This window comes from Hymenobacter jejuensis (genome assembly GCF_006337165.1).
GTDB classification, from domain to species: domain Bacteria; phylum Bacteroidota; class Bacteroidia; order Cytophagales; family Hymenobacteraceae; genus Hymenobacter; species Hymenobacter jejuensis.
Map to the genome: position 1 here is coordinate 4,127,856 of NZ_CP040896.1, position 13,552 is coordinate 4,141,407.

General features: G+C 53.0%; 10 protein-coding genes. 3 read left to right on the forward strand and 7 right to left on the reverse strand.

Annotated features, from left to right (window positions below):
- The first annotated feature begins 194 nt into the window (after window positions 1-194).
- The gene (locus FHG12_RS16975) at window positions 195-1,001 is read left to right on the forward strand and encodes a helix-turn-helix domain-containing protein (protein WP_139516858.1); all 807 of its coding nucleotides are present in this window, start codon (window positions 195-197) and stop codon (window positions 999-1,001) included.
- Between the two features lie 192 nt (window positions 1,002-1,193).
- A complete protein-coding gene (locus tag FHG12_RS16980) occupies window positions 1,194-1,913 on the forward strand; it encodes a pirin family protein (RefSeq protein WP_139516859.1) in 720 nt (239 codons plus the stop codon).
- Between the two features lie 102 nt (window positions 1,914-2,015).
- Here FHG12_RS16980 and FHG12_RS16985 read toward each other — a convergent pair whose 3' ends face one another.
- From FHG12_RS16985 to FHG12_RS17005, 5 genes are all read right to left on the reverse strand, one after another.
- Window positions 2,016-4,403, reverse strand: coding sequence for a glycoside hydrolase family 95 protein (locus FHG12_RS16985; protein WP_230471174.1), 2,388 nt, complete (start codon window positions 4,401-4,403; stop codon window positions 2,016-2,018).
- 81 nt (window positions 4,404-4,484) lie between these two features.
- Entirely contained in the window at window positions 4,485-5,525 is a 1,041-nt protein-coding gene (locus FHG12_RS16990) for a glycoside hydrolase family protein (RefSeq protein ID WP_174805801.1), read from the reverse strand.
- Window positions 5,526-5,529: 4 nt separating this feature from the next.
- Window positions 5,530-6,870 (reverse strand): rhamnogalacturonan acetylesterase, encoded by a 1,341-nt coding sequence (locus FHG12_RS16995; RefSeq protein WP_139516861.1) that lies wholly within the window; start codon window positions 6,868-6,870, stop codon window positions 5,530-5,532.
- Window positions 6,871-7,092: 222 nt separating this feature from the next.
- Complete coding sequence (locus FHG12_RS17000) at window positions 7,093-8,946, reverse strand: M2 family metallopeptidase (protein WP_139516862.1); 1,854 nt, start codon at window positions 8,944-8,946, stop codon at window positions 7,093-7,095.
- Window positions 8,947-9,155: 209 nt separating this feature from the next.
- Window positions 9,156-10,097, reverse strand: a complete 942-nt coding sequence (locus tag FHG12_RS17005) for a zinc-dependent peptidase (protein ID WP_139516863.1) — start codon at window positions 10,095-10,097, stop codon at window positions 9,156-9,158.
- Window positions 10,098-10,494: 397 nt separating this feature from the next.
- On the opposite strand from FHG12_RS17005, the gene FHG12_RS17010 reads away from it, so the two are divergent.
- On the forward strand, window positions 10,495-10,731 hold the full coding sequence (locus tag FHG12_RS17010; RefSeq protein WP_139516864.1) for a hypothetical protein: 237 nt from the start codon (window positions 10,495-10,497) through the stop codon (window positions 10,729-10,731).
- A gap of 1,009 nt (window positions 10,732-11,740) precedes the next feature.
- Here the strand turns inward: FHG12_RS17010 and FHG12_RS21180 are convergent.
- Entirely contained in the window at window positions 11,741-11,956 is a 216-nt protein-coding gene (locus FHG12_RS21180; protein WP_230471175.1) for a hypothetical protein, read from the reverse strand.
- Window positions 11,957-12,109: 153 nt separating this feature from the next.
- Window positions 12,110-13,495: a DEAD/DEAH box helicase gene (locus FHG12_RS17020; protein ID WP_139516866.1), complete on the reverse strand. Its 1,386-nt coding sequence runs from the start codon at window positions 13,493-13,495 to the stop codon at window positions 12,110-12,112.
- Window positions 13,496-13,552: the final 57 nt, after the last annotated feature.

The window sequence follows — 13,552 nt, forward strand, 5'->3', positions numbered from 1 at the left end:
CTTTACGGTTATGATAGACTTCGCCCAAATTAGTTGATGGAGACGAACCTGAAGGCTGTTGAGGAACATATTGGCACGCCAAAAAAAATTAGCAAAACTTTCGGCTAATTGAATTAGTAAAGAATGTGTGATGTTAGTAACTTCACGAGCCGTTAACCCTTTGCTATTGAAGTATTTCCCGGCTCCCCACCGCGATGATCAACACCAACCTTAAATTCTGGCGGCGCGAACTGAGCTTGACGCAGGCCCAGATGGCCGAAAAATTAGGCATCAAACGCTCCCTTGTGGGCGCATACGAGGAAGGCCGGGCAGAACCTAAGCTCACCACACTCGTGAACATGGCGCGTCTGTTTGGCATTAGCCTCGACGCGCTGGTTACTACCGACTTCAGCAAAAAATCGGTGGCCAAAGCTGCGTTACGCCAACTCGAGCCGGCTTCGGTAACACCTGGTCCGCCTACGCGCCCGGCCAATAACCTGCGCGTGCTGGCCCTGACAGTCGATAAAGAAGAAAACGAAAATATCGAACTGGTACCGCTCAAGGCCAGCGCCGGTTACCTCAACGGGTACGCTGACCCTGAGTATTTGGAAGAACTGCCTAAGTTCCGTCTGCCAATGTTGGGACAGGGCGGCACTTACCGCGCCTTCGAAATCTCCGGCGATTCGATGCTACCCATCGCCAGCGGTACCGTCATCGTGGGCCGTTACGTCGACGACTGGATGACCATTAAGGACGGGACGCCTTGCATCGTGGTGAGCGGGAAAGAAGGCATTGTGTTCAAGCGTATTTTCAACCGCCTGAAAGACAGGGCCGTACTCACGCTGCACTCCGACAACCCCGTATACTCGCCCTACGAAATCGACGTGGAGGATGTGGTGGAAATCTGGGAAGCCCGTGCTTACATCAGCAGCACATTCCCGATTGCCGATCTATCGTTGAGCCGCCTGGCCAGCATCGTACTGGACCTTCAACAGCAGATGTCGACGCTGAAAAAAGCGTAAGTAGTTCGTAGCCAGTGTATTACAGTGGGATGGCTTCCTCGTCATCTTGCGCGCAATATGTTGAAAAGCCCAAAAGTCCGGTTTCATAACTGGGCTTTTGGGCTTTTTTGATGCGCAGTGACTGCTGCTTTTTAACTCCAATCAGCGGAGATGCGTATGCGAAGGGCAACGCCTGTTCTTAACATTCAAGCCATGCTCAAATACATTCCTGCTACCGATCGTTATCATGCTTCGCCCGTGGGTTGGCTCAGCAGCTACTTTCTATTCTCTTTCGCCGATTATTACGATCCGGGCAATATGCACTTCGGCCCGTTGCGGGTATTCAACGACGACACGGTGGCTCCCAAGTCGGGTTTTCCCCAGCATCCGCATTCCGAAATGGAAATCGTGACGTTGGTGCTGGAGGGCGAAGTAAGCCACGAGGATACGATGGGCAACAAAACCACCATCAAGAAAGGCGAAGTGCAACGCATGACTGCCGGTACCGGCATCGCTCACTCCGAAATGAACCAGAAGGATGAGACGCTGCGCATCTACCAGCTATGGTTTCTGCCCAATCAGAAAGGACTGGCACCCAGTTACGAGCAAAAGGACATCGATTTCCTGAGCAAGAAAAACGAGTTGGTTCCGCTCGTTACCGGCCAGAAAGTGTTGGAAGACGTGGTGTACATGAACTCCAACTCGGCCATATACTGGGCCAATCTGTCGGCTGATAAAACGGTCATGTTCAAGACGTTCCCGATTCGTAACACCTTCATTTACGTCAAGGAAGGTACTATTTACGTCAACGGCACCGAGCTTGGCCCCAACGACCAGGCCCGCATGACCGATGAACACGTAGTGGAGATTCGTGCTGAGAAAGATGCACAACTCATCCTGATTGACTTGCCTGGAAACGAAGCGAATTACTAGCTTCCTTCAGACCCAACTTACAATAAAAAAGCCGGATGTCCATCCGGCTTTTTTATTGTAAGTATTTGATAATGAAATATTTGTGATTTGTTGTATCAGCGCTTATTTTACTACGATTTCATACGTCTGCCCGGCTTTTGTCGGGAAGGAAGTGAGGTACTGTGTTCCGGCGGGGCCTTTTGCGGTCGTGGCCGTGGTTTGGGCTCTTTTCACTTGTATCGGCAGATTGGTGCGCAAACGGCACAGGGCCCCCACTCGTGACGTAACCGAGGCTTTGGTCAGTTTGCCGTTTTCCCAGTATATATTCATTACAAAGCCACCGCGTGCTACGAGCCCTTTCACGTAGCCGGTTCGCCATTTGTTAGGCAATGCAGGAAGTAATTGAATATCAGATAATTGACTTTGTAGCACCATTTCGGATATGCCTGCCGTGGCGCCAAAGTTGCCATCAATTTGGAAGGGCGGGTGCGTGTCGAAAAGGTTGATCAGCGTCGAGTTTTTCAGCAACTCCTGGTACATTTTGTAGGCATGGTTGCCATCGAGCAGACGCGCCCAGAAGTTGATTTTCCAGGCTTTGCTCCACCCGGTGCCCTCGTCACCTCTGATTTCTAAGGTTTTGCGGCTGGCGGCAGCATACTTCGGGTCGAGTAGGGGCGAGATCTCCCGGCCCGGATGCAAGCCAAAGAGGTGCGACACGTGGCGATGATGCGGGTCTTCGTCCTCCCAGTCTCCGTACCACTCCTGTAAGTTGCCCTTGTGGCCAATGTGCAAGGGATAAAGCCTAGCTTTTTTCTCCTTCAACAGTTGCGCAAACTCCGGATCGACTCCTAGGATAGAATCGGCTTCGATGACGTTGGTGAACAGATCGCGGATGATGGACATGTCCATCGTGGAGGCAATCGTGACGACTTCCTTGCTGCCGTTGGGTAGCAGATAGCTGTTTTCTGGCGAAGTCGAAGGCACCGTAACCAGATAGCCGTCTTTTTCGACCAACCAATCGAGACAAAACTCGGCGGCGCCCTTCATCAAAGGGTACGCGGTTTCCTGCAAATATTTGCGGTCGCCTGTAAAGCGGTAGTGCTCATACAAATGCTGTGACAGCCAAGGACTTCCGAGCGACCAGTTGGCCCACTTTGGGTCGCCTACGCCGTCTCCTACAGGGTTGGTTTGGGCCCAGATGTCGGAGTTGTGGTGCACGGCCCAGCCACGGGCGTTGTAGTAATTTTTGGCGGTCGCAGTGCCATTGGCGGCCAAATGCTTAATGTGCTCAACAAGAGGTTGTTGCATCTCGTCGAGGTTGCACACCTCGGCGGGCCAGTAATTCATCTGAAGGTTAATGTTGGTCGTGTAATTGCTACGCCACGGCGGTCTAATCTGCTGATTCCAAATGCCTTGCAAATTGGCCGGTACGCCGCCGGGCCGGGAGCTAGAAATCAGTAGGTAACGACCAAACTGATAATACAGCATTTCCAGCGCCGGGTCGTCCTGCCCGTTCTTATAGCGTTGCAGGCGCTCATCCACGGGGAGATTAGGTGGCGTCGCGTTGTTCAGCGACAGCTCCACGCGGTCGAAGTACTGCTGATAATCCTTGATGTGGGCTTCGCGCAATTGCCTGAAATTTTTCTGCGAAGCGGCTGATAGATAGCGTGTTGTCAATAGGTTTTCATCTTTGCCATCCTTGTCGGGGCATTTGTCGAATCCGTTGAAGCTGGTCGCGCCCGATACCAAAATGAGCGCCTCGCTGGCCCCTGAAATGTGCAGAATGCTATCGGTGGCGATGTGGCCATCGGTGCTCACCACCTTGATGCGCGCCTGGTAGCGCATGCCGTTGCAGCTTATGCTGTCGGAGTAGAGGAAGGGTTTGGGAATGCGCCGCTCGTCGCCCCAGATGCGGGCTTTGCCTTTCAGTACCAGCTCGTCATGGCCTTCAATGGATTTCTGAAAGGCCAGTTGGTTGCGAGTGGATAAGCTGAAATTTAGGCTCTTGGCTTTGCTGGCTTTCAGCCGAATCACAATCACCTGATCGGGCGCTGAGGCAAAGTATTCCCGCGTGTATTCCACCTCGTTGGCCGTAAAACGCGTCGAAGCGGTGGCGTTGGAGATGTTCAGGTTGCGGTAATACTTGCTGACTTCGCCGTTCAAATCCTGCTTCAGAATAACATCGCCCAGGGGTTGGTAGGCATTGGTATTCGGACCCTGCATTTTGCGCATCAACTTGACTGCTTGGTCGTTGTGGCCCTCAAACAACAGCTTCCTGACTTCAGGCAGATACTTTGGCGCATCCGGATTGGGGTTGAGATTGGCCGGTCCGCCTGTCCAGAGGGTTTCTTCATTGAGCTGAATCAACTCTTCCGCAACCCGACCAAAAATCATGGCGCCCAGTCGTCCGTTGCCGATGGGCAAGGCTTCCTCCCACACGCTAGCAGGCTTGGTGTACCACAATACCTGCTCGGTTTTTCGCTGAGAAAAACCCGGTACCGCTGCTAGCATAACCAACCAGAAAGCCAGATTTTTAATCATTGTATCTAATTGATAATGAGATATTTATGACAAGGCATAAGCCTGCGTCATTTACTTGTTCCCGCTACGTTTGCTAGCTGCGGCGGTGGTAAGCTGCATATAGGTAGGTTGATCGCGGTCGCAGGTGAGCTTCCCGTTCAGGTAGTGCAGTTCCGTAACCTGAATCAGGCTGCGTTTGGTGGCAATGCCGGTGGCCGCCGAAGGAGCGCCTGGAATTCGGCCGGGATGCGTGAAGTAAAACAAATAGGCCCGATCGCCTTGCACCACCACATCGGGGTGGCCGCCAATGGCTTGGTCCTCAGTGCCTTTGCCGGGAAGCTCGACTAGCCGTTCTGGCTGAGGCTGCCAATGCAGCAAATCCGTGGAGCTGTACACGGCCATGCCCTGCCACTTGTCGATGATCATCCAGTAGCGCTCGTGCCAGCGGAATACTTTGGGGCCTTCGCCGCGCTCTTTCAGGGCCAATCCTTTGTCCTGCCAGTGGTAGAGATCGGGGCTGTCGGCGTAATAAATGCTTTTGCCATCCTTCTCGTTGTTGTACCACATGCGCCAAGTGCCATTAGGCAAACGAAATACGCTGGCGTCAATCACCTTCTCCGAAGACAGCGCCAACGTCGATTCGTACTTCCAGTTCAGCAAATCGGTGCTGGTCAGGTGCAGGATGGCGCGCGGGTGATTCCAATCGGTAAAAATGCCCGGCACGTAGGTCAAAAACATGTGATAGAGGCCGTTAGCCTCTACTACATCCGGCGCCCAGTGCGTGTATTGAGGTGTGGGGCGATAGTTGACGTTGGCTGTGTCGCGGTAGCGCCAGGTAGCGCCCCCGTCGCCGGATTCGGCAATGCCGATGCGCGTGCCGTGCACCCACGTTACGCCCGTGGCCGTGGTGTCGGTGGCCCGGCGGTTGGTGTAAAACATAAACCATTTCTGCTCCCGCTTATTCCAGATCACCACCGGATCGGCGGCTCCGTCGAACACCGGATCGCGGTACAAAGGCTTGGGCGCGAGCTTGCCTGCCGGTTTTGACTGAGCCTCTGCAAAAGCTGGCACCAGCCACAACAATACCAATAAGCAATGAAGAAAATGCCGCATAGCGCTAGTTGCCATCGGGTTTTGTGACGGCACTGCGTGGACTTTCGATCCAGTGCCAGGCAGTCAGCGCGTCGGGTTTGGCAGGGTTGAAAGCAGGGGTGTCGTTGATAAGGAACTTGCTGATAGCAAGCTTGTTAGCTTTAATGCCTTCCACAATGCATTTCGCGATTTCGTATGCGCCGTAAGGGTTGAAATGCGTATTGTCGGCCAGGGGCTGGGGTTGGTTGGGGTACGAGTTGGCGGGGTAATGCACAAATGCTTTCTTCGACTCCTCCACGCCCATGGCTTCGTAAAGCGTTGTGGTCATGGCGTTTAGGTCGATAAGAGCAACCTGCTCTTCCTGCGCCACTTTGCGGGCCGCCTCAGGATAATCGCCGAGGCTGTTCACATTTTTGCCCGTGGCCTCGTCGAAATTGCGGCGGGCCGTGGAGGTCACGATCACCGGAATGCCGCCTTTCTTTTTGGCTTCGCTGACAAACAGCTTTAGCCGCTCGGTGTACGACTTAAAAGCGCCGTCGTTAACGCCTTTTTCTTTCTGGTCGTTGTGCCCAAACTCGATAAATAGGTAGTCGCCGGGCTTCATCACGCTCAGCACCTTCTCCAGGCGATGCGAACCGAGAAAGCTGCCCAGCGTCAGGCCCGATTCGGCGTGGTTGGCAATGGCCACACCGGGCTTAAAGAAGCGCGGAATCATCTGTCCCCAGGCCGCCCACGGCTCGTCATCCTGATTCACGACGGTGGAGTTGCCGGCCAGGAAAACCGTCACGACGTCTTTTGCCGGCGTGATTTCCAAGGCGTTAAGGCAAGTCGTGCCGTCAAATTCCAAGGTTAGCTTCTCGTCCCAATCCAGTTTGTTTAACTCCCGCGGCTTGAGGTCTACAGTGCCGCCCGTCGAAATTTGGCGGCTTTTGACGTTGATGGTGAACGTGCGCGTCACGAACTTCCCGGGCTCGGTGGAAATATTTTCCGCCAGTAGCCGCCGCGATTCGGCCTTCAGCATCGTCGCCGATTTGCCTTTCGCGTCGCCGAGCGTTACCGTGACGTTGTAGTTGCCTTCGGGCACCGCTACCGAAAAATAAAACGGCTTGTCGCTGGCCACAAAACCGTCCTTCCCTGCATCTTTCCCGCCGCGTTCGACGGCCGAGACCGTAGTGCCAAAATCAAACCCGTATCCGGTTTCTTTGGTGTAAGTATTTGAGGGTAAAGCCTTTGTGTAGCCAGTAGCTGTTTTCCCTGGACCAAAGTCAAACTTAAAGCCGGTTTTGGCTGATTGGGCGAAAGCGCCGGCCTGGAAAGCTATGCCAAGGAGGCAAACTGGCAGAAAGACAGGGAGTTTCAGTTTCATGTGGGAACGTTTGCCCGCTACTAGAGCGCTCAGTATACTTTGGAAGCTTACGAAACTCAAGTAGCGCCGCATCGCTTAGCCCGCCGTCCTGTAGTCTGCTGGTTTGAGAAAGCTCCCCTTGCCTTCCCCACGGCCTATTTACGACAGTGGCCTCCCCAATCCGCGCTTTAAGCGTAGAACTGGGAAGGCCACTTTACGTGCTGAACAGCGTCGGTCGGAGAATTACATTGTGTATTTCCGGCCTTTGTTCTGCTGTTTCAGATACGTCATCAGTGGTTCGAAATACTCCACCATAGCGCGGGCAGAAAGGTCTTCGCCGGTTTTCTCTTTCAGCACCGCGCGCCAATCTTTGCTGGCACCGGGACGCATGATATCCCGCAGAAAATCACCGACTTCCTTATTGCCGTAGTAGTTGGTTGCGTGCGGGTCCTGGTGCAAAATCTGCTTGGCGATGTGGTCGTGCAGCTGAAACAGGATCACGTAAGAGAGGGCGTAGTCATAGTACTGTGCCGGGTCGTCGTTGATGTGCGTTTTGGTAGCCGGATCGAGGTATTGCTCGCCGCGCACCGTGGGCGGCACGATGCCCTGGTACTTCTTAGCCAGCTCCCACCACTTGGCGTTGAGCTGGTCGGCGGGTAGGTTTTCGGCGTAGAAGCTGTTTTCCCACTCACTCATCACACCCGACGCAAACGGAATAAAAGCCGCATAGCTAAGTGCTTCTTTCAGAAGGGTTTGTGTTTGGTTGGTTTGCGTCTTGGGGTCGATGAGGTTGAGGCCGGTCAGGAAGGGTTTCTGCGTGGCGGCGAGGCCCATAAGGCTGCCCATGGCTTCGTGATAGGCGCGGTTGGCGCCGGCGCGCAGCAGCACGGGCACGTCGGGGTTGGTGTAGGTGAGGTAATAATAGATGTGGCCCAGCTCGTGGTGCGTCGTCTCGTACCACTCGGTGTTGGCCTCCACACTCATCAGGCTGCGCACGTCGTTGTTGAGGTCGATGTGCCAAGCCGAAGCGTGGTTATTCTTCTTATAGTTGGCCCCGGCCGGCAGCGGATACAGGCTCGACTTCTCCCAGAAGCTCGCCGGTAAGGCCTGAAAACCAAGGCTTTGGTAGAAGCGCTCGGCTTGCTTTACCTGCCACTCAGCGCCTTTCTTAGCCAGCACCGGATCAAGGTTCAGGCCTTTTACTTCCACCATCGAGCTCCAATCCTGGCCCCAACGGTTGGGCAGCCAGTGCGCGGGCAAATAATCGGGCACCTGCTTCACGCCATACTGCTTAGCTAGCTCGTAGCGTGCATACGTGTGCAATTCGCGGTAAAGCGGGCGCAATTCCTCGTTGATTTTACGCACCAGCTGCATCATTTCCTCCCGACTCATGCCGTAGTCGGAGGCTTGATAGGTGAAAAAGTCGGAGTAGCCAAGCGCCTGCACGGTTTGGTTGCGCAGGTCGCGCAGGTTTAGCAAGCCATCTTTCAGCGTGGGGCCGATGGCTTTGCTGGCTTCCCAGATCGCTTGGCGCTTCGCCGGATTTTTCTCCTTGCGCAGCAGATTGTCTAAGTCGTTGGTGGTAACCGATTTGCCGTTGTACTTATAGTCGAAGCCGTAAAGCTTTTCGGTTTGCTGCGTTTCGGCCTTGATGCGTTGCTTTACAACGCCCGCAATGGTCTGAGGACTGTTGGCAGCATTATACAAGGCTGCTTGCAACTGTTTGACTTGCAAGTTATTAAGCTGGTCTTTGTGATCGAGGAGCTCACGCAGACGCTTGATATTTTCGGTGCTGCCAGCAAAAGCAGCGCTGGCTTCGTTGGCGCGGGCTGTAGCGGCGGAGTTGGTAGTGTCGCCGGCCACAATGTGCGTGTTGGAGCGCCATTCGGCTTCCGACGATTGCGTATACAACCGCTGATACGTAGCTGAATACTCGCGAAGAAAGGTATCGGCCTGCTGGCTCCAGTCAGGAGCTGCGGCGGGAGCGGGAGTTATGGCGGGCGGAGCGCTGGCCGTGGTTTTGGCGGCCGGCGCGCACGACCAAAGCGTGGAGCCCAGTGCTGCCAGGGCGAATCCGGAGAGAAAGATTTTTTTCATGGGGTGGAATAAGTGCGTTGCCAACGAGCGCTGATCCTTTCTCGTTTGCGATCCCGAAAATAACTAACCCAACGGGAAGTACCTGTTTTGTTACCCCGAGACGGGCGAACGAAGTTTTTACTCCATGCTTAGCAAGAAAAGTATTAAAGTTTTTAGCGGAATTATTACCATGCAAATGCTTGACAATCAAATATTTATATGGTAATGCCTTATGCCGCTTTTTGTTTTGCCAGATGACAGTCTTTGTATTTCTTGCCGCTGCCGCACGGGCACGGATCGTTGCGGCCAAACTTGCGTTTGGTACGCAGACTACGAATCCAGTCGCGCGGGTCGATGCTGAAGCGGAGGTAGCGTTTTTTGGGGTTTTGGCGCAGCGCACGCGCAAGCAGGTCGTATAGCTCCGGGTGATTTTCTTGCAATTTTTCCGGCTTCTCGAAGAAATATTCCATTACCACAGCAAAAAATTCGGCCTCGTTGGTGCCGCCGTAGGAATTGATATCCGATTTGCCCTCCCGAATAGCCTCAATCTCGCGCTGCATCACCTCGGCCCACGGCTTAAGCAACTCGGGCGGAAGGGCCAGCTTCGGCACGCCATCGATTACGCCGTCGGCCTCGTCGAGCATGTGGGCAAATTCGTGGATGCCCACGTTCTGCTTATCCAACGTGTCTTTAAACCCTTGTTCCAAAGAGGCTTTCGACAGCCGCATATAGTGCTGATTCTGAAAATTTTGTACACTGCCTAACAGCGTACCCTGCAAGGGCTTGACTTCCTTATCGGGATCATTTTCCAGCTTCCAGGCGTCCGGCACGATCAGCACCTCGCCGAGGTTGCCGTATTGCCAATCGCGAAAGCCAAAAATGGGGATAATGGCGGAAGCAGCTACCAAAATGCGGGTGACGTCGTCGACCTCGGTTTCAATGCCGGTAATGCGAGTTTTGGCCAAGAACACCTGCATTTGCTTTTCAAAACGCAGTTTGTCGTCCTTGGTTAGGGACAGATAGAAAGCCACGCGCTCAGCCAAAATCTGGCGCCAAGCTGCCGGGAAATCAGCCGCCAAAGCCGCTTTTCGCTGCCTCGATTCGCGAGTGACGTAGCGATAATAAAGCAAGATAACACCGGCAAAAACGGCCAGCCAGAACAGATAATTCATAAGGCGCGAAAGCAAAAACAGCATCCTTTACGCGTTTGAGCTATCTGCGGACGTTTTCTGCTGGCAATACTTTCTATTTGGTTAAGCAACAAAAGAGCGTTTCATGCTGGTCTTTTAACACAGCACATAAATAGTAGGCCTGGGCTAATAAGCACGGTAAAACCTTATTACGGCAGCCTCAACAAAGTAACACCCAGCGCTCAAGCCCCTAAATGAATATCAAATGAAGCAAGGGAATACCAACATTTTGAAAAGTAGTGCGTAAGGGAATTCTAGAACAACCCTGCCAAAGCAATCTTAGAATACATTTGTAAAAATGGCTTTGGCTGGTAATTAAATTAAATTTCTTTTATTTGCCCCTGTTATATAATCTTCAACTGCTTTAAGTCCCAAGCAAATGGCTGATGTTAATTTAAACAAGCTCCAGGAAATCATTACTAACGCGGAAAACAACGCGCAAACTATTTCTCTGATTCGCAAGAACATTGAAAAGGTCAATTCGCTGATGGCTGAGGTCAATGCAATGCTTGAGCCCGGCTTTAAGCCTGAGCAGAAAGAGCGTAAGCCACGCGCTCAGGGCTCGACTGGTACGGGCCGTCGTGGTCGTCCGAAGAAAAGCGAGTCAGCTCAGTAGTAACTCTGTTGAATAAAGAAAAACCCGCTCATCGAAAGATGAGCGGGTTTTTCTTTGCTATTACTTGCTTTTGTTCAGCATATCGGACTAAATAACTTTCAATTGTCCGCTGTCAGGAAAATTACGGTGTACGCAGTCTATGCGCTTTTGCGTGCTTAGATGTAGATAAAAACGACTTATACACTATTAGGTAATTAATTGATTTTCAGATAGTTATAGTTTTGATTGCGTTTCTTGCAAAAATTGTGTCGCTATTAATTAGCCAGTTCGCTCAACTCCTAGCGAATTTGCCTCATAAAAATGGATAAAAAATTATCTCATTATTTTTATCAATCAACTGAACCTCATTGTGTCAACTGTTCCATTTGAGATCATCGTAGAATTTCTCCGTGTCACCCTGGAAACGTCATTTGAGAAATTTGCTGTACCCTATATTCAAGAACTCTCAATGCAAATTTTCAGGAACGAAACATATTCCTGACCGAGCGTCCTAGTTGACCATAGAGAAAGCGCGCTGATGCCATGGTCGTGAAGAGGCTGCAAATTCTATTTAAAAGCTCACATCCTGAGCCTAAACTGTAATCCGCTCCTCGTCTATAAATAAGCGTCTGTTTGGTTCACCATGGCAACTATTGGCGATCTAGTGGTTGTCTAAATTCGGTGTAAAACCTCGGCAGTCCTCCGTAAATCATAGAAATGATTTCTACGCTGTTTTGAGTCTGCTTCTGCTACTCACTGCAAAAGATCAACTACTTCCGATTGATTTATTAGTGCCTTCAATAGGTGCATTTTTGTATTCTGCTGGGCACAGGTGAAACCTGATAACAAATAGAAGGTTAGGCAAAGAACGGCAGCAAACTGATTGCATCTGTTAAATAAAATCTTGTGATACACAGTTTTACAGGGACTGGTTTGGGCTATAATGTTGATTTAGGCACTACTAAAAATACACTCGCTTTATCATGAAAAAAGCCAGATAAACTGGCTTTTTAAAAGTGAGCAACAAGGTTTATAGTGCCTCCGCACCCAGATGGTCGCGTAGACGCTCCCGCAGCAGATCGAGAAGAATACGGTCGAGGAATTGAAACTTGTCGGGGATGCGCAGGCAAATGACTGGCTTGCCGGCTGTCTCGGCGGCAAACTTTTCGCGTAGGCGGTCGACGTGGCGCTTTTCCATCACGAAAATGACATCAGCCCAGCCCAAGTGTCCCACCGTGACGCGCACACGGGCACCCGACTCGGTGCCCGCTGAGCGGGCTTCGTAGTATGGATGCCCGTCAAAGAGGCGTTCAGCGGTTAGACTGCGCCAGCGGTTCTGGCTACAAATAAATAGAAGATGCCTATCCGTAAGCTTCAGATAATTAGATATTTATCGTGGTTATTCAACTAAGGATACGCGGATTTTGCGGCCTTTGATTTTGGCCCCGGTGACGCGCTGGGCAACGTCAGTAGCTTGCTCGCGCGGCACGGCCACGTAGCTGTAATGGTCGAATACTTCGATGTGGCCGACCGCTTCGCGCTCCAGTCCGCCGTGCGCTACAAAAGTGCCCACCAAGTCGTGCGCGCTCACTTTGTCGCGGCGGCCGGCCGATACGTGCAGCGTGGCACTGGTGGGGCGGGGGGCTTTGGGTGCGGCGGGCGGCAAAGCAGGCGCGTGCATAGCTTTCCACTGAATTGTCTCAGCCACAGGCCATTTCTGAACGTGCTCTTGCTCTTTGGGGGTGGTAAGGATGTGTGCAGTACCCACGGCACCTGCGCGAGCGGTGCGGCCGGCGCGGTGTTGGAAGGCATCAGCTTTGTCCGGCGACTCATATTGCACGACCGTGTCAAGGGCCGTAACGTCGAGGCCGCGGGCGGCTACGTCGGTGGCTACTAATACCTGCGAGGAGCCGTTGCGCAACTTCATGAGGGCTTTGTCGCGCTCAGGTTGGGGCATTTTGCCATGCAGCACCTCGGCCGCAACTCCGCGGCCAACCAGGAAGCGAGCCAACTCTACACAGCGTTCGCGGGTGTTGCAAAAGATGAGGGCGCGACCGGTTTCGGGCTTTTGGAGCAGGTGCAACAGGGCAGCCGGCTTCTTCTCAATGGGACCTACATGGCCGAGCAGCGTCAGGTTTTCGGGCAGGTTACCGCCTTCTTCTTCGCCCGCCGATACCACGCGCGGACGCGTTAGGTTGGCGCGAATCAGGGCCAGTACTTTGTCCGACATCGTGGCCGAGAATAGCAGTGTCTGACGGCGGCGGGGCAGGCGTTTCACGATCTCTACCAACTCGTCCTGAAAGCCCAGTTCCAGAAGCTTGTCGGCTTCGTCTAAAATCAAGACTTTCAACTGGTTCGGGACAATCGTGCGGCGCTCGAAGTGGTCGAGCAAGCGGCCCGGAGTGGCTACCACGACGTGCGGTGGTTGCTTCAGGGCCACCGTTTCATCACGGAAGGCATGGCCTCCGTAGAAGGCCACCACTCGGAGGTTTGGTAGGTATTTGCCCAGCTTTTTCAGGGCGTCGCGTACTTGCAGGGCCAGTTCGCGGGCCGGCACCAACACGATCACCTGAACGGCATCGGTCTTGATATCAAGCTGTTGCAGAATGGAAAGTCCGTAGGCCGCCGTTTTGCCAGAACCTGTGGGTGCCTGCCCGGCCACATCTTGCCCGGCCAAGGCTAGCGGCACGACTTGCTCCTGCACAGGCGTAGGAGCGGTGAAGTTTAATTCTTCGAGCGCCTGAAGAAGATAAGGGGCAAGACCGAGGTCGGAAAAAGAGGGCATAGGGCTGACTTATTTCCGCAAAGGTACTGCGCCTTCGCGTGGAAATTGGTTTTGGCC